Source organism: Nonomuraea sp. MTCD27 (assembly GCF_041950495.1).
Lineage (GTDB): Bacteria > Actinomycetota > Actinomycetes > Streptosporangiales > Streptosporangiaceae > Nonomuraea.
Genome location: NZ_JBGNUW010000020.1, coordinates 23114 through 44598 on the forward strand (window position 1 = coordinate 23114; position 21485 = coordinate 44598).

General features: G+C 70.9%; 17 protein-coding genes. 11 read left to right on the forward strand and 6 right to left on the reverse strand.

Translation table 11 applies throughout. The annotated features are described in order from the left end of the window. Positions 1-6: 6 nt before the first annotated feature. Together ACBJ59_RS45065 and ACBJ59_RS45070 are read left to right on the forward strand one after the other, a co-directional pair. Positions 7-2886 carry a glycoside hydrolase family 3 C-terminal domain-containing protein gene (locus tag ACBJ59_RS45065; protein WP_375116232.1) on the forward strand — a complete coding sequence of 960 codons (2880 nt, stop codon included), beginning with the start codon at positions 7-9 and terminating at the stop codon, positions 2884-2886. Positions 2887-2997: 111 nt separating this feature from the next. Continuing rightward, complete coding sequence (locus ACBJ59_RS45070) at positions 2998-3465, forward strand: hypothetical protein (RefSeq protein WP_375116233.1); 468 nt, start codon at positions 2998-3000, stop codon at positions 3463-3465. Here ACBJ59_RS45070 and ACBJ59_RS45075 read toward each other — a convergent pair. Both ACBJ59_RS45075 and ACBJ59_RS45080 read right to left on the reverse strand, forming a co-directional pair. Next, positions 3434-4177, reverse strand: coding sequence for a glycoside hydrolase family 16 protein (locus tag ACBJ59_RS45075; protein WP_375116234.1), 744 nt, complete (start codon positions 4175-4177; stop codon positions 3434-3436). The genes ACBJ59_RS45070 and ACBJ59_RS45075 overlap by 32 nt on opposite strands. Then, complete coding sequence (locus ACBJ59_RS45080; RefSeq protein ID WP_375116235.1) at positions 4174-4944, reverse strand: SDR family NAD(P)-dependent oxidoreductase; 771 nt, start codon at positions 4942-4944, stop codon at positions 4174-4176. The genes ACBJ59_RS45075 and ACBJ59_RS45080 overlap by 4 nt, the downstream gene beginning before the upstream one ends. A gap of 195 nt (positions 4945-5139) precedes the next feature. Here ACBJ59_RS45080 and ACBJ59_RS45085 point away from each other — a divergent pair, with 195 nt between their 5' ends. The 4 genes from ACBJ59_RS45085 (at position 5140) to ACBJ59_RS45100 (ending at position 11180) form a co-directional block, all read left to right on the forward strand. Then, positions 5140-7833 carry a cellulose binding domain-containing protein gene (locus ACBJ59_RS45085; RefSeq protein ID WP_375116236.1) on the forward strand — a complete coding sequence of 898 codons (2694 nt, stop codon included), beginning with the start codon at positions 5140-5142 and terminating at the stop codon, positions 7831-7833. A gap of 88 nt (positions 7834-7921) precedes the next feature. Then, entirely contained in the window at positions 7922-9493 is a 1572-nt protein-coding gene (locus ACBJ59_RS45090) for a hypothetical protein (RefSeq protein ID WP_375116237.1), read from the forward strand. Between the two features lie 60 nt (positions 9494-9553). Then, positions 9554-10006 (forward strand): hypothetical protein, encoded by a 453-nt coding sequence (locus tag ACBJ59_RS45095; RefSeq protein WP_375116238.1) that lies wholly within the window; start codon positions 9554-9556, stop codon positions 10004-10006. Between the two features lie 64 nt (positions 10007-10070). After that, positions 10071-11180: an acetamidase/formamidase family protein gene (locus ACBJ59_RS45100; protein WP_375116239.1), complete on the forward strand. Its 1110-nt coding sequence runs from the start codon at positions 10071-10073 to the stop codon at positions 11178-11180. A gap of 3 nt (positions 11181-11183) precedes the next feature. Here ACBJ59_RS45100 and ACBJ59_RS45105 read toward each other — a convergent pair whose 3' ends face one another. Further along, positions 11184-11630 (reverse strand): MarR family winged helix-turn-helix transcriptional regulator, encoded by a 447-nt coding sequence (locus ACBJ59_RS45105; RefSeq protein ID WP_375116240.1) that lies wholly within the window; start codon positions 11628-11630, stop codon positions 11184-11186. 115 nt (positions 11631-11745) lie between these two features. Here ACBJ59_RS45105 and ACBJ59_RS45110 point away from each other — a divergent pair, with 115 nt between their 5' ends. Further along, complete coding sequence (locus ACBJ59_RS45110) at positions 11746-11925, forward strand: hypothetical protein (protein WP_375116241.1); 180 nt, start codon at positions 11746-11748, stop codon at positions 11923-11925. A 65-nt stretch (positions 11926-11990) separates the two neighbouring features. Here the strand turns inward: ACBJ59_RS45110 and ACBJ59_RS45115 are convergent, their stop codons facing one another. The 3 genes from ACBJ59_RS45115 to ACBJ59_RS45125 all read right to left on the reverse strand — a co-directional run bounded on the left by ACBJ59_RS45115 (position 11991) and on the right by ACBJ59_RS45125 (position 15606). After that, entirely contained in the window at positions 11991-12914 is a 924-nt protein-coding gene (locus ACBJ59_RS45115) for a carbohydrate ABC transporter permease (RefSeq protein WP_375116242.1), read from the reverse strand. Further along, entirely contained in the window at positions 12911-13897 is a 987-nt protein-coding gene (locus ACBJ59_RS45120; protein ID WP_375116243.1) for an ABC transporter permease, read from the reverse strand. Before ACBJ59_RS45120 ends, ACBJ59_RS45115 begins: the two co-directional genes overlap by 4 nt. Before the next feature lie 68 nt (positions 13898-13965). After that, the gene (locus ACBJ59_RS45125) at positions 13966-15606 is read right to left on the reverse strand and encodes an extracellular solute-binding protein (RefSeq protein WP_375116244.1); all 1641 of its coding nucleotides are present in this window, start codon (positions 15604-15606) and stop codon (positions 13966-13968) included. 174 nt (positions 15607-15780) lie between these two features. Between ACBJ59_RS45125 and ACBJ59_RS45130 the strand changes: the two genes are divergently transcribed. The 4 genes from ACBJ59_RS45130 to gvpJ all read left to right on the forward strand — a co-directional run bounded on the left by ACBJ59_RS45130 (position 15781) and on the right by gvpJ (position 21482). Then, complete coding sequence (locus ACBJ59_RS45130; RefSeq protein ID WP_375116245.1) at positions 15781-16992, forward strand: ROK family protein; 1212 nt, start codon at positions 15781-15783, stop codon at positions 16990-16992. A 98-nt stretch (positions 16993-17090) separates the two neighbouring features. Continuing rightward, positions 17091-19874 (forward strand): glycoside hydrolase family 3 C-terminal domain-containing protein, encoded by a 2784-nt coding sequence (locus tag ACBJ59_RS45135; protein ID WP_375116246.1) that lies wholly within the window; start codon positions 17091-17093, stop codon positions 19872-19874. Continuing rightward, positions 19871-20875: a LacI family DNA-binding transcriptional regulator gene (locus ACBJ59_RS45140; protein WP_375116247.1), complete on the forward strand. Its 1005-nt coding sequence runs from the start codon at positions 19871-19873 to the stop codon at positions 20873-20875. The genes ACBJ59_RS45135 and ACBJ59_RS45140 overlap by 4 nt, the downstream gene beginning before the upstream one ends. A gap of 139 nt (positions 20876-21014) precedes the next feature. After that, on the forward strand, positions 21015-21482 hold the full coding sequence (gene gvpJ / locus ACBJ59_RS45145; protein ID WP_375116404.1) for a gas vesicle protein GvpJ: 468 nt from the start codon (positions 21015-21017) through the stop codon (positions 21480-21482). Positions 21483-21485: the final 3 nt, after the last annotated feature.

Below are 21485 nucleotides of genomic sequence, written 5' to 3' on the forward strand. Positions count from 1 at the left end.
CCAATAATGCGAAAAATCCCGCTATTAGCGACCGTCGCTCTCGCGGCCTCGATGCTGGCCGTGCCGCCCGCCCAGGCGGCCGAGACCCACCCGTTCCAGGACCCGAGCCTGCCGCTGGAGCAGCGCGTCAGCGACCTGCTCGGCCGGCTCACGCTGGACGAGAAGCTGAGCCTGCTGCACCAGTCGCAGCCGGCGATCCCGCGCCTGGGCATCGCCTACCACAAGAACGGCACCGAGGCCCTGCACGGCGTCGCCTGGTCCAACCACCTCAACGACAACTGGAACCAGAAGTTCGCCAGCGGCACCGTGTTCCCGCAGGCGGTGGGCCTGGCCAGCACCTGGGACCCCGAGCTGATCAGGAAGGTCGGCTCGGCCGTGGGCGACGAGACGCGCGGCTACAACGCCGCCGATCCCGTCCTGTGGGGCCTGCAGGTGTGGGCGCCGGTGGTCGACCTGCTGCGCGACCCGCGGGCGGGCCGGAACGAGGAGGGCTACTCGGAGGACCCGCTGCTGACCGGGGCCATCTCGACGGCGTACGGCAAGGGGCTGCAGGGTGACGACCCCTTCTACCTGAAGACCGCGCCCGTCCTGAAGCACTACCTGGCCTACAACAACGAGACCAACCGCAGCCTGACCTCCTCCAACCTGACGCCGAAGCTCAAGCACGAGTACTACGAGCCGGCCTTCAAGGCGGCCGTCTCGGCCGACGCCGCGACCGGGGTCATGGCGTCGTACAACCTGGTCAACGGGCGGCCCAACCACGTCAACCCGGACCTGAACGACGTGGTCAGGTCGTGGACGGACAAGACGCTCTACAACCCCAGCGACGCGTGGGGGCCGCACGCGCTCACCGACCTGGAGCGGTACTACGACAACAAGCCCGAGGCGTTCGCCGCGGTGCTCAAGGCCGGGCTCGACAGCTTCACCATCGACAACAGCGACATCGGCCCGATGGTCACGAACCTCAAGGCCGCGCTCGACCAGGGCCGCATCACCGTGGCGGACGTGGACAAGTCGGTGCGCAGCGTGCTGTCCATCCGCACCCGGCTGGGGCACTTCGACCCGGACGGCGGGCCGTACAAGAAGATCGGCGCGGATGTGATCAACAGCGCGGCCAACAAGCGGCTCAACCGGGAGACCGCCGGGAAGGCGGCCGTGCTGCTGCGAAACTCCGGGGTGCTGCCGCTGGCCGGGCCGCGGTCGGCGGCCGTGGTCGGGCCGCTGTCGGCCAAGCTCTACCGCGACTGGTACTCCGGCGAGATGCCGTACAAGGTGACGCCGCTCGACGGGATCAAGGAGCGCGTCGGCGCCGTCACCACCGGGGAGGGTCTGGAGCGGATCGCGCTCAAGCACCTGGACTCCGGCAGGTACATCACCGCCACCGGCACCGGCCCGAACGACAACGCGGCGCTCACCGACACCGCGCCCACCGCGGCCTCGCAGTGGGACCTGACGGACTGGACCGGCGGCGTCTCCACGCTGCGCAACGCGGGCAACGGCAGGCTGCTCGGCGGTGACTGGCGCTCGCTCGACACCGACGACGCCGAGCCCGACGGCTGGTACGTCTCGCAGCAGTTCGCGCTGGAGAAGCAGGCCGACGGCAACTACCTGATCAAGTACGCCGGCTACGAGACGGTCGAGGGCTGGTTCGCCCTGCCCGACGCGTACGTGGGCGTCACCGACGGCACGCTCGGCCTGGTGCCCAAGGCGCAGGCCGCCGAGTTCGGCAAGGAGGTCGTCTCCGACGGCGTCGCCGAGGCCGCCGCGCAGGCCGCCAAGGCCGAGGTCGCGGTCGTGGTGGTGGGCAGCCACCCGTTCGTGGCCGGGCGCGAGTTCCACGACCGCGAGAACCTGCGGCTCGGCGAGGGCCAGCGGCGGCTGATCGAGGCCGTGCGCAAGGCCAACCCGAAGACGGTCGTCGTCCTGGAGACCAGTTACCCGGTCATCGTGGACGCGCCGACGCTGCTGTGGACCACGCACGCGGGCGCCGAGACCGGGCACGCCGTCGCCGACGTGCTCTTCGGCGACGTCAACCCGGGCGGCCGGCTCACCCAGACCTGGCCGGCGACCGACGAACTGCCCAGCATCCTGGACTACGACCTGACCAGGACCGGGATGACGTACCTGTACGGCGAGGACAAGCCGCTCTACGCCTTCGGGCACGGGCTGAGCTACACCTCCTTCGGTTACCAGGGGCTCAGGGTCCAGGGCGACAAGGTGAGCGTGAAGGTCACCAACACCGGCAGGGCCAGGGGCGACGAGGTGGTCCAGCTCTACACCCACCAGCGCGAGTCCCGTTTCACGCAGCCGGTCAAGCAGTTGCGCGGCTTCCAGCGGGTGACGCTGAACCCGGGCGAGACGCGCACGGTGACGTTCACCCTGAAGAAGCCGGACCTGGCCGTCTGGGACCACACCCGGAACAAGTGGGCGGTCGAGAACGCCACCCACGACGTCCTCGTCGGCTCCGCCTCCGACCGGATCCGCCAGGCCACGACCCTGCGCGTGCCCGGCGAGACCATCCCCGTGCGCGACCTGGCCAGGACGACCCGGGCGATGGACTTCGACGGCTACTCGGGCGTCGCCTTCGCCGACGAGAGCAAGGCGGGCGGCGAGGTCGTCGAGGGCTCGGCCGGCGACTGGGTGTCGTACACCGGCGCCTCCTGGGGCTCGCGCCTGACGGCCGCGGTGTCCTCGGTGAGCGGCGGTTCGTTCGAGGTGCGCCGCGGCTCGCCGACCGGCACGCTGCTCGCGACCGTGCCGGTGCCCGCCACCGGCGGGATCTACCAGTACGGCACCGCGAGCGCGACGGTGAAGGCCGGCACCGGCGGCCTCTACCTGGTGTTCAAGGGCGACCTGCGGATCAGGGACTTCGCGCTCGCCCGGTGAGCTCACCCTGACGGACGGCGGCCACGGTCTCGTGGCCGCCGTTCGCTTGCCCTTTTGGATAGCAGTGGTATCTAATATTGTTGGATAGTGACGCTATCGATGGGGGGTCTCATGGTGGTAATCGTGTTGCTGGTCGCCACGGTGGCGTTCCGGCTGCTGGGGGTGCTCGGTGTCGGCCGGTTCGGCACGTGGCGGGTGAGCGCGGCCCACGGGCTGGCGGTCATGCTCGTCGTGACCGCCAGCGCCCACTTCGTCCCGGCCGGCGTGACGTTCATGCCGAACCACGCCGACATGGTGGCGATAGTGCCGCCGTTCGTGCCGTTCCCGGCCTTCATGGTGTACGCGTCCGGCGTGCTGGAGCTGGCCGGGGCCGCGGGGCTCGTGCTCGAAAGCACCCGCAGGGCGGCGGGGGTGGCCCTGGCGGTGTTGTTCGTGCTCCTGCTGCCGGCGAACGTCCACGCCGTCGCGGCCGGTTCCGAGCTCGCCTCACCGCTGTGGCAGCGGATCCCCGAGCAGGCGCTCTACATCGGGGTCGCGCTCTGGGCGGCTATCGGTAACCGCGCACGTAGTCGACGGTGAACTCCTTGGGGTACGGGCCGTGCGGTTCGAACTCGTAGATGTTGAGCATGAGCTGCATCGGATAGTCCGGCGACTGGTGGACCGTCCTGACGAGGTCGCCGTCCACGAAGAAGGAGACGTGGTCCGGGGTCCAGTCGGCGGCGTACACGTGGAACTCCCGGGCGTCGATGGGCAGCGTCTCCACCGTGAAGTCGTCGGTGATGCGCGGGTCGGCGAAGGGGTGCACGCCCATGCCGATCCGCGCGGAGCCGGGCCGGACGTCGCGGCCGAAGATCTCCGCGATGCAGATCTCCGCCGACCGCTCGGGCGCGTCCTCGTAGCCGATCATCCAGAGCGCGACCATGCTGTGCGGGTCGTCGGTCGCCCTGGCCCGCATCTCGATCAGGCCGTACCGGGGGGTGTAGAGCCTGGCGGGCGTCTGGGCCTCGCGGACGACGGCGTCCGGGCCGCGACCGTGCTGGCCGACGCGGCTGCCGACCGGGCCGGCGTACACGCCCGTCTGCAGGGAGGAGACCCGCAGTTCGCCCTCCAGGTCCGGGCACCACGGCGGCTGGTCCTCCTCGATGCGCAGCCGGAGCAGGCCGTCGCCGAGCCGGTGGCGGGCGGCCGAGCGGTCGCGGGTGGTCCACTGCGGCAGGTAGCGGGCGATCCACTTCGACTCGTCGATCCGGTCGCCGTCGAAGGTGTCCTCGAACACCAGCTCCCTCGTCATCGGACCGTCCAGCCGCCGTCGATGACGAGCGTGTGCCCCGTGACCAGCGAGGCGGCCGGCGAGGCCAGGAAGAGCACGGCGCCCGCGACGTCCATGGGCTCGCCGATGCGGTGCAGCGCCGCGATCCGCTCGATCACGTCCGCCTCGAACGCCGGGTCGGACAGGGCCGGCGCGGTGCCCGGGGTGCGGATGAAGGTGGGGGCCACGTTGTTTACGGTGATGCCGTGGGGGCCCCATTCGACGGCGAGGCAGCGGGTGAGGTGCGCGATGGCGGCCTTTGTCATGCAATAGATGGACTCGCCGGGCAGGGCCACCTCGCCGGCCTGCGAGCCGACGTTCACGATCCGGCCGTACCCCTGGCCGATCATGACCCGGCCCGCCGCCTGGCTGGCCAGGAAGGTGCCCTTCAGGTTCACCTGCAGGGTCCGGTCGAAGTCGTCCTCGGTCACGTCCTCGGCCGGGTTGCCGGGGGCGATGCCCGCGTTGTTGACCAGGAGGTCGATCCGGCCGAACCGGTCCACGACCTGCCGGACCGCCTCGGCGATCTGCCCGGGGGCGGTCATGTCCATCTGCAGGGGCAGCGCCACGCGGCCCAGCGCCCGGATCTCGTCCGCCGGCCCGCCGTCCGCCCCGGCGTCCCGAAGGCCCAGCGCGACGTCCGCTCCGGCGTTGGCCAGCGCCAGCGAGATCGCCCGCCCGAGACCCCGCGCAGCGCCTGTGACCAGCGCGATCTTCCCGTCGACGCGGTAGTCGGGGAATGTCGTCATCGTGCCTCCTGGGCCTGGTTAATTCGTTGTCTATCCAAACTATTGACCTCCGCCGCGCACGTGTGTGAGCCTTCTGGTGGAAAGCTCATGCGCGAAGGCGCGGCGACGGTCAGGGTCCTGCATTCTGCTCGTGCATGGCGGTCATCTGACGCCTTTGGGGCGCCTCTCGGCGTGCCTGGAAAGGAAGAGCCGCGCATGCGAAGAAGATTATTCGTCATGCTCACGACCGCCGCCGTCCTGCTGGTGGCGGCCGTCGTGCGGATGTCGCCGGTAGCGGCGGTCGCCTCGGATCCGTACGCGTACAAGAACGTCCGGATCGACGGCGGGGGCTTCGTACCCGGCATCATCTTCAACCCGACGGAACGCAACCTCGTCTACGCCCGCACCGACATCGGCGGCGCGTACCGGTGGAACCAGTCCACCAGGTCCTGGACCCCGCTGCTCGACTGGGTCGGCTGGGACAAGTGGGGCTACAACGGCGTGATCAGCCTGGCCACCGACCCCGTGCAGACCAACCGCGTGTACGCCGCCGTCGGCATGTACACCAACAGCTGGGACCCCAACAACGGCGCCATCCTGCGCTCGACGGACAAGGGCGACACCTGGCAGGTCACGGCGCTGCCGTTCAAGCTGGGCGGCAACATGCCCGGCCGCGGCATGGGCGAGGCCCTCTCGGTGGACCCGAACGACAACCGCGTCCTGTACTTCGGCGCCCCCAACGGCAACGGCCTGTGGCGCAGCACCGACTACGGCGCGACCTGGTCGAAGGTGACCGCGTTCCCCAACGCCGGGAACTACGCCCAGGACCCCAGCGACCCCAACGGCTACCTGAGCCACCGGCCGGGCGTGGTCTGGGTGACCTACGACAAGCGCTCGTCCACCGCGGGCACCGCCACCAGGACCATCTACGTGGGCGTCGCCGACAAGGAGAACACCGTCTACCGCACCACGGACGGGGGCGCCACCTGGTCGCGGCTGGCCGGCCAGCCCACCGGTTACCTCGCCCACAAGGGCGTGCTCGACACCGTCAACGGCTACCTCTACCTCGCCACGAGCGACACCGGCGGGCCGTACGACGGGGCCAAGGGCGACGTGTGGCGCTACGCCACCGCGACCGGCGTCTGGACCCAGATCAGCCCAGTCCCGTCCTCCAGCGCCGACGACTACTTCGGCTACAGCGGCCTGACCATCGACCGGCAGAACCCGGGCACGATCATGGTGGCCACGCAGATCTCGTGGTGGCCGGACGTCATCTTCTTCCGCTCCACCGACTCCGGCGCCACGTGGACCCGCGTGTGGGACTGGACGTCGTACCCCAACCGCTCGTTCCGCTACAAGATGGACATCGCCGAGAACCCCTGGCTGACCTTCGGCACCAACCCGCAGCCGCCCGAGGTCACGCCCAAGCTGGGCTGGATGACCGAGTCCCTGGAGATCGACCCGTTCGACTCCAACAGGATGATGTACGGCACCGGAGCCACGATCTACGGCACCGAGAACCTGGCGCTCTGGGACTCGGGCGGGCAGTTCACCATCAAGCCGATGGCCAAGGGCCTGGAGGAGACGGCGGTCCTCGACCTGATCAGCCCGCCGAGCGGCGCGCCCCTGGTCAGCGGCCTGGGCGACATCGCCGGGTTCCGGCACACGAACCTGGACGCCGTACCGCCGATGATGTTCACGGCGCCTGTCTTCACCTCCACCACCAGCCTGGACTACGCGGAGAAGGCACCCTCGATCATGGTCAGGGCGGGCAACTTCACCGACGCCGACCGCCCCAACGACAGCCACGTGGCCTTCTCCACGGACGGCGGCGCCAACTGGTTCCAGGGTACGGAGCCGGGCGGCGTCAACGAGGGCGGCACGGTCGCGGCGGCGGCCGACGGCTCCCGCTTCGTCTGGGCCCCCAAGGGCGTCGCCCCCGTCTACTCGGTCGGCTACGGCAACTCCTGGCAGCAGGCGTCGGGCCTGCCGACGGGGGCGATCGTGGAGTCGGACCGGGTCAACCCGATGAAGTTCTACGGCCTCAGCGGCGGCCGCCTGTACGTCAGCACGAACGGCGGCGCCACGTTCACCGCCGCCGCGGCGACCGGCCTGCCCGCGAACGGCAAGGTCAAGGCCGTGCCCGGCGTCGAGGGTGACCTCTGGGTCGCGGGCGAGGGCGGCATGTGGCACTCGACGAACAGCGGCACCTCGTTCACGAAGCTGGCGGCCGTCACGAACGCGGTCAACGTCGGCTTCGGCAAGGCGGCGCCCGGCGGGACGTACATGGCGGTCTTCGCGGTCGCCACGATCGACGGCGTCACGGGCCTGTACCGCTCCGACGACGGCGGGTCGAGCTGGTCGCGCATCAACGACGACAAGCACCAGTGGGGCAACATGGGCGAGGCCCTGACGGGCGACCCGCGCGTGTACGGCCGCGTCTACCTGGGCACCAACGGCCGCGGCATCATCTACGGCGACCGCACCGGCCCGCCCATCACCGTCACCCCGACCGTGACCCCGACCGTGACCCCGACCGTGACCCCCACCGTGACCCCCACCGTGACCCCCACGGTCACGCCCACGGTCACGCCCACCACGGGCACCGGTTGCACGGGGACGTACAAGGCGGGCAACACCTGGCCGGGCGGCTTCCAGGCGGAGGTGTCGGTCAGGAACACCGGCACGTCCGCGATCACCGGCTGGAAGGTGACGTGGAGCTGGGCGGGTGACCAGAAGATCAGCCAGATCTGGAGCGCCACCCAGACCCAGACGGGGGCCGACGTGACGGCCGCGAACGCCGGCTACAACGGCAACCTGGCGGCCGGCGCCACGGCGTCGTTCGGCTTCAACGGCAGCTACACCGGCACCCACACCTCACCCACCACTCTTACCTGCACTCCGGCGTAGGACGAGACGGCGGGGACCCTCGGCATCGGGGGTCCCCGCCGCGGATATTGGCAGGAAACATCACCCTTTCGGGTGCGACGATGTCGGCGTGACATGGATCAAGGAGCACTTCCTGCGGCACGGCGAGCCGCCCGTGGATCAGCCCGTGGATCCGCCCGTGGAGCAGATCGTGGACTCCATCCATCGGCTGGTCACCGCGACCGGTCGTGGGCGGCACAGTGGCCTGGACCAGCTGGCCATCGGCCTGTACGCCCTCGCCGCGGACGCGGAGCCGGCCGCGCGGGCCATGGACGTGCTGGCGGCGGTCGATCCACTGGCCTGGATCGATCTGGACCTGGCGGTGCGCCGGCAGTCCCCGCCGCCCCCGCTCGACTGCCGGTCCCACGCGGCACCGGCCGCCGTCGCGCCGGAACCGGCCACCCCGCTTGCCGTCGCGCTGGCGGCCTGCGGCTGGAACGGGCGCGAGCGGGCACGGGCGATGGCGCATCCCGCCATGCGCTCCGAGGCCGGGCTGCTGCCCCTGCTGCTGGTCAGGACCACCGACTGGGTCGATCCGGTACGTGACAGGGCGCTGCGCGTCCTGGGCGAGGTGCTCGCGGACGCGGCTGCGCTACCGGTCGCGCTGCCGATCGCGGTGCCGGTGGCCGTTCGCATGGGCGAGCGTGTCCGCGGCCGTCCGGCCCTGGAGCAGGTCCGTGACGCCCTCATGCGGGCCGGCCAGGAGACCCTCGACCTCGTGCTCGGGAGCCCGGACTCCCGCGCGCGGCGGTTCGCGTACGACGTGTTGGTCCAGGCCGGCCGACTGGATCACGAGCGGCTGGTCGCGGCGGCGCTGCACGAGCCCGACCAGGTCTCACGCACGCGGTGCGCCCAGGCCCTGGCCGCGCGGGCGGTCGCGGGGGAACGGCCCGAGCACGCGGTGGAGATCCTGGACGGCGCCACCGCGCAGGGCCGCATCGCGGCGCTGACCGCTCTCGTACAGCTCGGCCACCCGGAGCACGGGCCGCGGTTCCTGGGCGACAACGCCGGCATGATGCGGCTGACCGCGCAGTGGGCCGTGCGGCGGGCCGGTGGCGAACCCGCCGAGCTCTACCGCCAACGCATCAAGGCGGGCGGGGCGACGCGCGGGCTGCTGGCCGGGCTCGGCGACTGCGGCACGCGGGCCGACGACGCCCTCGTCCTGCCGTACCTGCGGGATCCGCGGTCGCGCGTGCGCGCGGAGGCGGTACGCACGCTGCGCCGCCTGGGGTCGCGTGCCGACGTGACGGCCCTGCTGGAGGACCCGGCCCCGGTGGTGGTCAGGAACGTCGTGGCCGCCGTGCAGGCCGCGGGTCCCGGCGTGCCGGCCGAGCGCCTGTGGGCACTGCTCGGCACCGGCCACCCCCTGCACGTCCGCCGGGCCGCGTACCGCCTGCTCGTCCACCGGGACCCCTGGAGCCGGGTCAGGGCGGACCTCCTGCTGGTACGGGACCCGGACGAGAAGTTGAGGGGGTGGGCCCGCGACGACCTGGTCCGGTGGTGCCGGAGCTCGACGGCCCCGCCCGCGCGGCTCCCGGCCGGGTGGCGCGCCGAGGTGGAGGAGCTGGCCCGCGCGGCGGAGGGCGTCCTGAGCTCGGAGAACGCGCGGTTGCTGCGTCTGGCGCTGCGGTTGTTCGCGTGAGGGGCGCCGCGGCCCTGGGTGGCCGGCGTCGAACGGAGTGTCTCGGGTAGCTGGTGGCACATGCACACACTCGTCAAAGGCTTGATCGCGGGCGCGGCGGGCACCAGCGCGCTCAACGTCGCTTCGTATCTCGACATGGTGATCCGGGCGCGCGGGGCCAGCAGCACCCCGGGGCAGGCCGTGGAGCGGCTGGCCGGCCTGGCGGAGGTGGACCTCGGGGACGGCGAGCGGCGCGAGCATCGCAAGGAGGCGCTCGGCTCGCTGCTGGGCTACGGCACGGGCGCGGGTGCGGCCGTCTGCTACGGCCTGCTCGCGTCGGGGCGGCGGCCGCCGTGCGCGGTCGGGGTGCTGGGGCTGACGGCGCTCGCCATGCTCGGCTCGAACGTCCCGCTGACCGCGCTGGGCGCCACGGATCCGCGCGAGTGGACGGCCTCGGCGTGGGTGTCGGACGTCCTGCCGCACCTGGCGTACGGGATCACCGCGTACGCGGCGTACGAGCTGCTGAGGTCTTGACAGGTGGCACGGGCGGGCGAAGCGTGGCGCTCACACCTCACACGCCGCACCCGAGGGGGCCGCCATGGCCGTACACGAGATCCGCATCAATCCCGCCCTCCCCCTTCGTGACGAGCCCGGCACCGGCCACAACCGCTGGCACCCGGACATCCCGCCCGTCGTGCGCTGCGCGCCCGGCGACGAGGTGGTCATGGAGACCAGGGACGCCTTCGACGGCCAGATGGGCCCGAACGCCACGCTGAAGACCGTCGAGGCGCCGGATCTCGACGTCGTGCACCCGCTCACCGGCCCCGTCCACGTCGAGGGCGCCCAGCCGGGCGACCTGCTGGAGATCGAGATCCTGGAGGTCGTGCCGGACGGCTACGGCTATACCGTGCAGGTGCCCGGCTTCGGGTTCCTGCGTGACGTGTTCCCCGAGCCGTTCATCGTGCGCTGGCAGCTCGCCGACGGCTGGGCGGTGTCGGACGACCTGCCGGGCGTGCGGATCCCGGCGGCGCCGTTCATGGGGACGATCGGGCTGTCGCCCGGGCACGGCTCGCTGGCCAGGATCACGGCGCGCGAGCAGGCGGCGCTGGAGCGCGGCGGGTTCGTGCTGCCGCCGTCGCCCGACGGCGCGGTGCCCGCCACGGCCGGGGCGGCCGGGCTGAGGACGATCCCGCCCAGGGAGCAGGCGGGGAACGTGGACATCAAGCAGCTCGGGGCCGGGACGCGGCTGTTCGTGCCGGTGGACACGCCGGGGGCGCTGTTCTCGGCCGGGGACGCGCATTTCGCGCAGGGCGACTGCGAGGCGTGCGGGACGGCGATCGAGATGCGGGCCACGCTGCGGGTGCGCTTCGCCGTGCACCCGGGGGAGGCCGCGGAGAAGGGGATCAGGGGGCCGCGGTTCTCGCGGTCGGACTACTGGGTGGCGGCGCCGTTCGCGGCGCCCCGGAGGTTCTACGCCACGACCGGGATGTCGGTCAGCCGGGACGGGCAGGTGGTGGCGGAGGACGCGACGCTGGCCGCCCGCAACGCGCTGCTGGAGATGATCGACCACCTCGGGGATCGGGGGTGGAGCGCCCAGCAGGCGTACGCGATCTGCAGCGTCGCGGTGGACCTCAAGGTCAGCCAGCTCGTGGACGTGCCCAGCTTCCTGGTCTCGGCGTTCCTGCCGGAGGACATCTTCACCGGCTGACCGTCAGTCCTCGTCCGCGTGGGTGGCCGCGATCACCCGCATCAGGGACGTGTGCAGGTCCTGGAGCTCTTCGAGGCTCATGCCGAGGCGGGCCACGATGGCGGGCGGGATCTTCTCCGCCTCCGCCCGCAGCTGGCGGCCCTCCGGCGTGAGCGTCACGGCGAGGGCGCGCTCGTCCTTGCTGTTGCGCTCGCGATGGATGTAGCCCAGGGCCTGGAGCCGCTTGAGGAGCGGGGACAGGGTGCCCGGGTCGAGCCGGAGGAGCTCGCCCAGCGCCTTGACCGACAGGGGCTCGTGCTCCCAGAGCGCGAGCATGGCCAGGTATTGCGGGTGGGTGAGCCCCATGGGCTGCAGCAGCGGCCGGTAGAGGCCGATCACGCTGCGCGAGGCGATGCTGAGGGCGAAGCACACCTGCCGGTCCAGGGCCAGGAGATCTGTTGCCTCTGTCACAGGCTCCATCTGTGCGAACCTCCGGATGCTTCTGGTAAATTACTTTGTGTACAAACTAATAGTGTACAAAAAGATGCCACGCAAATCTTACGCCCCCCGACCTGGAGGTCGCCCCGTGTTTCACCGCAAGCCGCTGGAGGAACGCATCGCCGAGCGCCAGGCCAAGCTGCCTCCCCTCAAGGAGGGCAAGCACTTCGAGCACGGTCCGGCCAAGTTCGTGTTCGTCTCGCTGATCGTGATCCTCGTGCTCGTGCACTTCGTGGGCCTGGGCATCGTCATGCACTTCTACTCCTGACGGCGCGCCAGGCGGGCGGCCGGGAGTCGCGTGACGGGGGCTTCCCGGCGGGGCGCCCCCGCCGATCAGCCCTTGATCGCGCCGACGATCACGCCCTTGGTGAAGTGGCGCTGCACGAGCGGGTAGATGATCAGGGCGGGGATCACCGCGATCACCACGATGGCCATCTTGATCGCCAGGGTGGGCGGGGCGTCGCCCGTCACACCGGCGGTGGCGGCGGGCAGCGGGTTGGAGTCCACCACGTACTGCCGCAGGATCAGCGCCAGCGGCCACTTGCGTGTGTCGTCGATGTAGAGCATCGCGTTGAACCACGCGTTCCAGTAGCCGACCGCGTAGAACATCGCCACGACCGCCGTGACCGCCTTCGACATGGGCAGCACGATCCGGAACAGGATCCGGAACTCCCCGGCCCCGTCGATGCGCGCGCTGTCCAGGACCTCGCCCGGGATGCTCATGAAGAACGAGCGCAGCACCACCACGTTGAACGCCGACACGGCCGTCGGCAGGATCAGCGACCAGTAGCTGTCCTTCAGCCCCAGCCCGCTCACCATCAGGTAGACGGGGATGATGCCGGGGAAGAACACGAACATCAGCAGCACGCTGAACAGCAGCGGCCGGTGCAGGAACGAGCCGGGCCGCGACAGCGAATAGGCCCCCAGCACGCTCACCCCGACGCTGAGCAGCGTGCCCACGACGGTCACACCGGTGCTGACCAGCACCGCCCGGCTGACGACGGTGTCGGAGAAGATCTGCCGGTACGCCTCGAACGTAATCTCGTCGGGCACCAGCACGAGCCCGCCCGCCCGGTTCACGGTGGCCGTGGAGCTCAGGCTGGTCAGGACGATCGTGTAGAGCGGGCCGAGCACGATCAGCACGATCAGGGTCACCAGCGTGCCCTTGCCGAGCCGGCCGACCGGCGAGGGCCGCTCCTCCCAGGGCGCCAGTCTGGCGGGCTTGCGGGGGCGGGGCCTGGTCGTCAGTGCGGTCATGACTTGGAATACACCCCTCGCTCGCCGAACGCGTGCGCCACCCGGTTGGCCGCCACGATGAGCAGCAGTCCCACCAGGCCCTTGAACAGCCCGGCCGCCGCTCCGTAGCCGAGATCGCCGGTACGCATGCCCGACCAGTACACGAACGTGTCGAACACCTCGGACGCCTCGCTGCCCACGGCGCTGCGCTGCAGCATGAACTGCTCGAACCCGACGTTCAGCGCGTCGCCGAGCCGCAGGATCAGCAGCAGGATGATCACCGGGCGCAGGCCGGGCAGCGTGATGTGCCACATGCGCCGCCACCGGCGGGCCCCGTCCACGGCCGCGGCCTCGTAGAGGTTCGGATCGATGGTGCTGAGCGCGGCCAGGAAGATGATCGCGCCCCAGCCGGCGTCCTTCCAGATGGTCTGGGACGTGATGAGCAGGATGAACGTGTCGGAGTTCGTCATCCAGTCCACGGCCTCGCGGCCGTTCTCCCGCAAAATCTGCGCCAGCAGGCCCGCCCCGCCGAACATCTGCTGGAAGATGGCCACGACCAGCACCCAGGAGAAGAAGAACGGCATGTAGACCACGCCCTGCACGAACGCCCTCAGCTTGGCCGAGGCGATGCTGTTGAGCAGCAGCGCCAGCATGATCGGCACGGGGAAGTAGAAGATGAGCTGGAAGGCGGTGATCGACAGGGTGTTGCCGATCGCGCGCAGGAACTGCGGATCCTCGAAGAGCAGCGCGAAGTTCGTGAAGCCGATGATCGGGCTGCCGGCGATGCCGCCGGTGTACGGGTTGTAGTCCTGGAAGGCGATCACGTTGCCGAGCGCCGGGACCCACCAGAAGGCGAGCACCACCAGCAGCATCGGCAGGTTCATCACCACCAGCGGCCAGTCCCTGCGCAGCTTGGCCCGCCAGGTCAGGCCGGGCGGCGAGGCGACCGGGCCGCCGGAGGGCGTGCCGCTCCGGACGGGCCGCTTGGCGGTCACCGCACCCATGATCGGCCGTTCCCGGGCATGGAGACGTCCCCCGACGTCATCGTGTCCATGGAGTGCTCCTCACGGCCTCAGAGCCGGCCGTTCTCACGCGCGACCTTCATGTAGAACTCGCGCGCCTCGTTCCCGCCCTGGTCCTGCCACTCCTTGACGATCTTGGGCCACTCGGAGACGGGCCGCTTGCCCCGGACGATCTCCTGCACCTTGTCCTCGGTGGGTACGGTCAGCCCGGCCATCTTGGACGGCCGCTCCACGCGGATCCCCACGAACGGGTCGTTGTCCAGGATCGCCGCCGCCTTGGTCGACCAGTCCCACAGGCCCTGGACGAGGCCCTCGTACTGGCTCATCGAGTTGGCGTTCGGCCGGCCCGACAGGAACAGGTACGTGGGCGCGACCTCCTTGCGCCCGAGCGCGGTCTGCTTCACCTTGCCGCCCTCGACGGTGTAGTGCTTGCCCTCGACGCCGTTGGTGACGAGCTCGTACTCCTGGGTGCCGAACGGCCCGGAGGCCCAGTTGGACAGCGCGAGCAGCTCGCGGGTGCGGGCGTCGCCGAGGCCCTTCTTGATGAAGACGAACATGCTGGCGGGCTCGTTGCGCCACATGAGGAGCTTCCCGCCCGCCTGCGCCGGGTACGGGTCGACGATCATCTGGCGGAACTTCGGGTTGTCCGCCCCGAACCGGCCCATGTTCTCGTGCCAGGAGCCGAGGCCGTCCCGGTAGATGATCATCTGGCCGCTGCCGAAGATGCCCTTGTTGTCGGCGTCCTTGTTGGCCACGATGTCCGGGTGCACGTAGCCGGCCTCGAAGATCTTGGCCAGGAACTCGATGCTGGCGGCCCACTCGGCGGTCTCGTACTTGTACTCGAGGGTGCCGTCGCTCTTCTTGCGCCACTCGCGCGGCGCGCCGAAGGCCCGCTGGAGCTCCTGCTCCATGCCGCCGCCGAACGCCCAGCGCTTCTTCTTGGCGTCGGTGATCTCCTTGCCGAGCGTGAGCAGGTCCTGGGCGGTCTTGGGGTGCTCCAGGCCGAGCTCCTCCATGATGTCCTGGCGGACGAACGTGGCGAACGGGAACGGGTCGTTCTGCCAGGGGATGCCCTGCAGGACGCCGCCGAAGACGCCGTACTGCCAGGCGGCGGTGTCGTAGTTGGCCAGCAGCGGGAACTCCTTGGCCTTGTCCCCGGCCAGGTAGGGGGACAGGTCGGCGAAGAGCTTGTTGGCCGCCTCGGTGAAGTGGCCGATCTTGATGAGCTCCCACTCCGGGACCATGACCATCTCCGGCACGTCGCCGCTGGCCAGGACGGTGCTCAGCTTCTGCCCGTAGGTGTTGCCGTCCGAGATGTTGAAGCGGACCGTGCCGCCGAGGCGTTCGTTCACCGTGTCGTAGTAGGAGTTGCTGCCCAGCCCCGGCGGCACCGTCCCCCACAGCGGCGTCATTGCGGTCACTTCCTTGCCGCTGGTGAGCGGCTTGGCGGTGACCGCCTGCACCATCTGGGCGGGACGCGACAGGAAGCCGGGCTGGACGAACTCGCTGCCGGGCAGGTCGGGCTTGAGCCCGGGAATCTCGAACGGGACCCTGGTGGGCACCAGGCTCTTGAGCTTGTCGGCCGCCACGGCCGTGCCCCTGGACACTTCCTTCTTCTCGGCGCAGCCCGCTACGAGCACGCTCGCGCCGACCAGGCCGAGGAACCCGCGGCGGTTCGTGGAGATCGCCATGGCTCGCTCCCTTTCTCCGAGTGGGGATGGCCTCTTAGTATTAGTTGGTATTACGACCAAACAAATTAGTAGACTGTGTCAGCAGCCACAAGGGATCGCGACGGTCACAGGTTGGTGAAGGGAGCCCGCGATGCGGCATGCTGGGGTCATCTCTTGGCGGGAACGGGGCTGATATTGATCACTTCTACGACCGGCCCTCAGCCGGCCGACTTCGCCGACGTACGGGCCACCAACCTCGCGGTCGTCCTGCGGTTCGTGCGCGAGCACGCACCGTGCTCGCGCGCTGACATCGCCGCCTCCACCGGGCTGAACAAGGCGACCGTCAGCAGCCTGGTCGCCGACCTCATCGACCGCCGGCTCGTCCGCGAGACCGGGCTGACGGAAAACCGCGTCGGCAGGCCGGCCACGATGCTCGTCCTCGACGGCTCGCCGTATGCCGCCATCGGGGTCGAGATCAACGTCGACACCGTCTCGGCCGTGGCCACCGACCTGGCGGGGGAGCGGCTGCTGACGTGGCGGCGCTCGTTCTCGGGGGGCGAGTCCGTCAACCAGGGCGTGGCCGGCGTCGGGGCGATCATCAGGCGCGTGGTCAGCCGGATGGCCAAGGAGGAGCGCCAGGTGCTCGGCCTGGCCGTGGCCGTGCCGGGGCTGGTCGACGTGCAGGGCACCGTACGCATCGCGCCCAACCTCGGCTGGCACGACGCCGACCTCGGGGGCGACCTGGCCAAGGCGCTGCGCGATCCCGGCTTCCCCATCCAGGTCGACAACGACGCCAACCTCGCGGCCCTGGCCGAGCAGCGCTTCGGCGCGCACGCGGGCGCCTCCGACCTGGTCTACCTCACCGGCGAGATCGGCGTCGGCGCCGGCGTCATCCTCGACGGGCGGCTGCGCCGGGGCGGGCGCGGCTACAGCGGCGAGATCGGCCACGTCCAGCTCGACCCCGAAGGCCCCGCCTGCCACTGCGGCCGGCGCGGCTGCCTGGAGGCCATGGCCGGCATCGGTGCCGTGCTGCGCAGAGACCTGTCCCCGGCGGAGATCCAGGTCGAGATCGAGGAGGTCGTACGCCTGGCCAGCGCGGCCGACCCGGCGACCCTGGCCACGCTCGAATCCGTGGGCAGGAGCCTGGGCCAGGGCGTGTCGATCCTGGCGAACCTGCTCAACCCCGAAGTGGTGATCCTCGGCGGCTACTACGTCCCGCTGGCGCCGTGGCTGCTGCCCGCCGTCCACGGGGAGCTGGGCCACCGCGTGATCGCCGCCGAAGCCGGGGGATGCCAGGTCGTGGCCTCGACCCTGGGGCACGACGCGGCCGCGCTGGGGGGCGCGGCGAGGGTGCTCGACTCCGTCGATTCGGGAAGATTGCCGGGAGGATTGTCGCGAATCCCTTGACCTTGGTCACGGGGGCGTGCACCCTTCAGTCAACCCATCGAAACGTCCGCGTAACTTCCCCAGGCCGGTCGTCGAAGCGCTTCGACACTCTCAGAGGGATGACCATGCACGTACCCCCCTTCCGCGACCCGGAGGTCCCGCTTCGCGACCGGATCGACGACCTGCTGCACCGGCTCACCCTCGACGAGAAGGTGGGCCTGCTGCACCAGTACCAGGCCCCGGTCGAGCGGCTCGGGCTCGGCGCGTTCCGCACGGGCACCGAGGCGCTGCACGGCCTGGCCTGGCTGGGTCCGGCCACCGTCTTCCCGCAGGCCATCGGCCTGGCCTCGACCTGGGACCGCGACCTCCTGCGCAGGGTCGGCGAGGCCACCAGTGACGAGGTGCTGGCCTTCCACCACAAGGACCCCGCCGGGGCGGGCCTCAACGTGTGGGCGCCGGTGGTCAACCCGCTGCGCGATCCCAGGTGGGGGCGGAACGAGGAGGGGTACTCCGAGGATCCGTGGCTGACCTCGGTGATGGCCACGGCCTATGCGCTTGGGCTTCGTGGGAGCGCTCCCGGAATGCTCAAGACCGCCCCGACGCTGAAGCACTTCCTGGCCTACAACAACGAGACCGAGCGGTGCACGACCTCCAGCAACCTGCCGCCACGGGTGCTGCACGAGTACGAGCTGCCGGCCTTCAGGGGGCCGATCGAGGCCGGCGCGGCGGTGGCCGTGATGCCGTCGTACAACCTGGTCAACGGGCGTCCCGCGCACCTCAGCCCGCTGATCGGGCAGGCGTTGCGGGCGTGGGCGCCGGACGACCTGCTGGTCGTCAGCGACGCGTACGCGCCGGGCAACCTCACCGCGCTCCAGGGCTACCACGACACGCTGCCCGAGGCGTACGCGCACGCGGTCAAGGCCGGGCTCGACAGCTTCACCCAGGACGACGACCGCTCGGAGGCCACCCTCGGGCACCTGCGTGACGCCCTGGCCCAGGGGCTGCTGAGCGAGGAGGACGTCGACTCGGCCGTGCGGCACGCGCTGTCGATCCGGTTCCGGCTGGGCGAGTTCGACCCGGCGACGCCGTACGACGACATCAACGACAACGTGGTCAACTGCCCCGAGCACCAGGCGCTGGCCAGGGAGGCGGCGCGGCGCTCGTTCGTGCTGCTGGAGAACGACGGCCTGCTGCCGCTCCGCGACGTGCGGAGGGTCGCCGTGATCGGGCAGCTCGGCGACGCGCTCATGGAGGACTGGTACAGCGGCACCCTGCCCTACGCCGTCACCGCCCGGGCCGGGCTGGCCGAGCGGTGCGAGACCGTGTTCTGCGAGGCCGTGGACCGGGTCACGCTGACCGCGGAGGCGGGACCGGTCACCGCCGATCCGGCGGGCGGGCCGCTGCGCGCGGGCGCCGCCGAGCCGGGCCTGTTCGACCTGTTCGACTGGGGCGGCGGCGCGTACGCGCTGCGCTCGGTGACGACCGGCCGGTTCGTCTCGGTGGACCCGGCCGTGGACGGCGGGGCGCTGGTCAACGACCAGCCGGGGCCGAACGGGTGGGAGGTGCGCCAGACGTTCCGCACGGAGGAGCGCCCGCGCGGCACGCTCGCCCTGCGCCACATCTCGACCGGCTGCTACGTCGGCGCGGGCGAGGACGGCGTGCTGCGCCTGGTGGACGACGCCGACCAGGCCGCGTGGCTGGCCATGGAGGTGGTCGGCAGCGGCACCGACGCGGCCGCCCGCGTGGCCGCCGGCGCCGACGTGGCGATCGTGGTGGTCGGCGACCACCCCCTGGTGAACGGCCGCGAGACCGAGGACCGCATGACCCTGGCCCTCGCCCCCGGACAGGACGCCGTGGTCCGCGCCGTGCGCAAGGCGAACCCGCGTACCGTCATGGTCATCAGCAGCGGCTACCCGCTCACCTGGACCGAGGGCGAGCTGCCCGCGGTGCTCTGGTCGGCGCACGGCGGCCAGGAGTACGGCCACGCGCTGGCCGAGGTGCTGTTCGGCGACGCCGACCCCGAGGGCCGCCTCACGCAGACGTGGTACCGCTCCGAGCAGGAGCTGCCCGACCTGCTCGACTACGACATCATCGCCTCCGACGCCACCTACCAGTATTTCCGCGGCGTCCCCCTGCACCCCTTCGGCCACGGCCTGAGCTACACCACGTTCGAGTACGCGGACCTGCGCGTGCGGATCGCCGACGGCGTCCTGGCGGCCTGGGCCACGGTCACGAACACGGGATCCCGCCCCGGCGTCGAGGTCGTCCAGTTCTACACCCACCAGCAGCGCTCGCGCGTCAAGCAGCCGCTGCGCCGCCTGCGCGGGTTCGAGAAGGTACGCCTGGAGCCCGGTGAGAGCCGGGCCGTGGAGCTGCGCCTGCCGGTGTCGGAGCTGGCCTTCTGGGACGTCACCAGGAGCAGGTTCGTCGTGGAGAGCGCGCCGCACCAGCTCATGGTCGGACGCAGCGCCACCGACCTGCGGTTGAGCGCCCGCTTCGAGGTCGAGGGCGAGACCGTCCCGCCCCGGTCGGGCACGCTGCGCGCGGCGGACCACGACGAGTACGACGCGATCACGTTCGTGGACGAGACCAGGGTGGACGGCGACGCCGTGCGGTCCGACGTGGAGGGCGCCTGGATCCTGTTCCGGCAGGTGGACCTGACCGGCGCCGCGACCTGCGTGGCGGAGGCGGGCAGCACGGAAGGCGGCATGATCACCATCCGCCGCGGCGACCCCCTCTACGGCCAGGCGCTGGCCACGTTCCCGGTACCCAGGACCGACCGGTACGGCTATCACTCCGTCACGGCCTCGCTCTCGGGTGCCGAGGGGGTGCACGATCTCTATGTGGTATTCGAGAACGAGGGCGTGACGCTGGCCCGGATCGACTTCGGAGCAGGGGCTTGAGCGGGCGTACGGTCACGATCGCCCAGGTCGCCAAGCACGCGGGTGTGGCCGTGAGCACGGTCTCGTACGTGCTCAGCGGCAAGCGGACGATCTCGGCCGACACCAGGCGGCGGGTGCTCGACAGCATCAGCGCGCTCGGTTACCACCCCAACGCCGGCGCCCGCGCGCTGGCCAGCAAGCGCTCCAACGTGATCGCGCTGGTGCTGCCGCTGCGGGCGGGCATGCACGTGCCCGTGCTGATGCGCTTCGCCAGCGCCGTCGTCACGGCCGCCCGCCGGTTCGACCACGACGTGCTGCTGCTGACCGCCGACGAGGGCACCGCGGGCATCCGGCGGGTCGCCGCGAGCGCGCTGGTGGACGCGCTCGTGCTCATGGACGTGGAGCTGGACGACCGCCGGGTGCCGCTGCTGCGGGAGCTGCCCGAGCCGAGCGTCCTCATCGGCTTTCCCGCCGAGCCGGCCGGGCTGACGTGCGTGGACCTCGACTTCGCCGCGGCGGGGGCGCGCTGCGTGGAGCACCTGGCCGAGCGCGGGCACGAGGAGATCGCGCTGCTCGGGGCGCCGTCGGTGGTGTACGACCGGGGCACCGGCTTCGCCACCCGCACCCGCGAGGGCTTCGTGGCGGCGCTGGACGACCACGGGCTCAAGGGCGTCGCGCTGCCGTGCGAGGAGACGTTCGACGAGGTGTACGAGACCGTCCGCGACCTCCTCCTCGACCGGCCGGGCCTGTCCGGGCTGGTCGTGCACAACGAGGCCGCGGTGAGCCACGTGCTGGCCGCGCTGCGCCAGCTCGACCGGCGGGTGCCGCACGACGTGGCCGTGGTGGCGATCTGCCCCGACGACGTGGCCGAACGGGCGAGCCCGCCGCTCACCTCCGTGCTGATCCCGGCCGAGGAGGTGGGCCGGGAGGCGGTCCGCCTCGTCATGGACAAGCTGGAGGGGCGCACGGTCCCCGACTCCACCCTCCTCACGCCCCTCCTGGCCATCCGCGCCAGCAGCTGAGGCAAACACCTCCGCACCCCAAGTTTGCGGAAGGTAATCATCGGCGAACTCCGCGTGTGTCAAATCTGCCGGGTTTTTAGCTGTATGTGGTTCCCTGTCGTATTTGCTGGGCAGGCTGGCGAAGGCGAAGGGGGAACACATGAGTACGTCTGTGCAACCGGCGGCAGCCGGTCAGGTCGGCGGGCGGGGCCCGACCGGTCTTGCCGACGTCATTGACACGATCCTCGACCGAGGTCTCGTGATCGACGCCTACGTCAGGGTGTCACTCGTCGGCATCGAGATCCTGACCATCGACGCGCGCGTCGTCGTGGCCAGTGTCGACACCTACCTGCGCTTCGCGGAGGCCGCGAACAGGCTGGACATGACCCAGAGCGAGAAGGGACTGCCCGAGGTCATCGAGCGGGCGAAGGGCGTGCCGAGCCAGGACAAGACCAAGGAAGTGGTCCAGGGCGTGGTGGAGGCGGCGGGCGACACACTCCGAGAGCTCACCGAGCCAAAACGCGACCCCGCGGCCGCGGCGGCCGAGCCAGAGGCGGAGGTCACCGTGGAGCGGGAACCCAAGGCTGCCCCCCGTAGGAAACCGCGGCCGAAGCGAGAGGAAGAGTAAGCA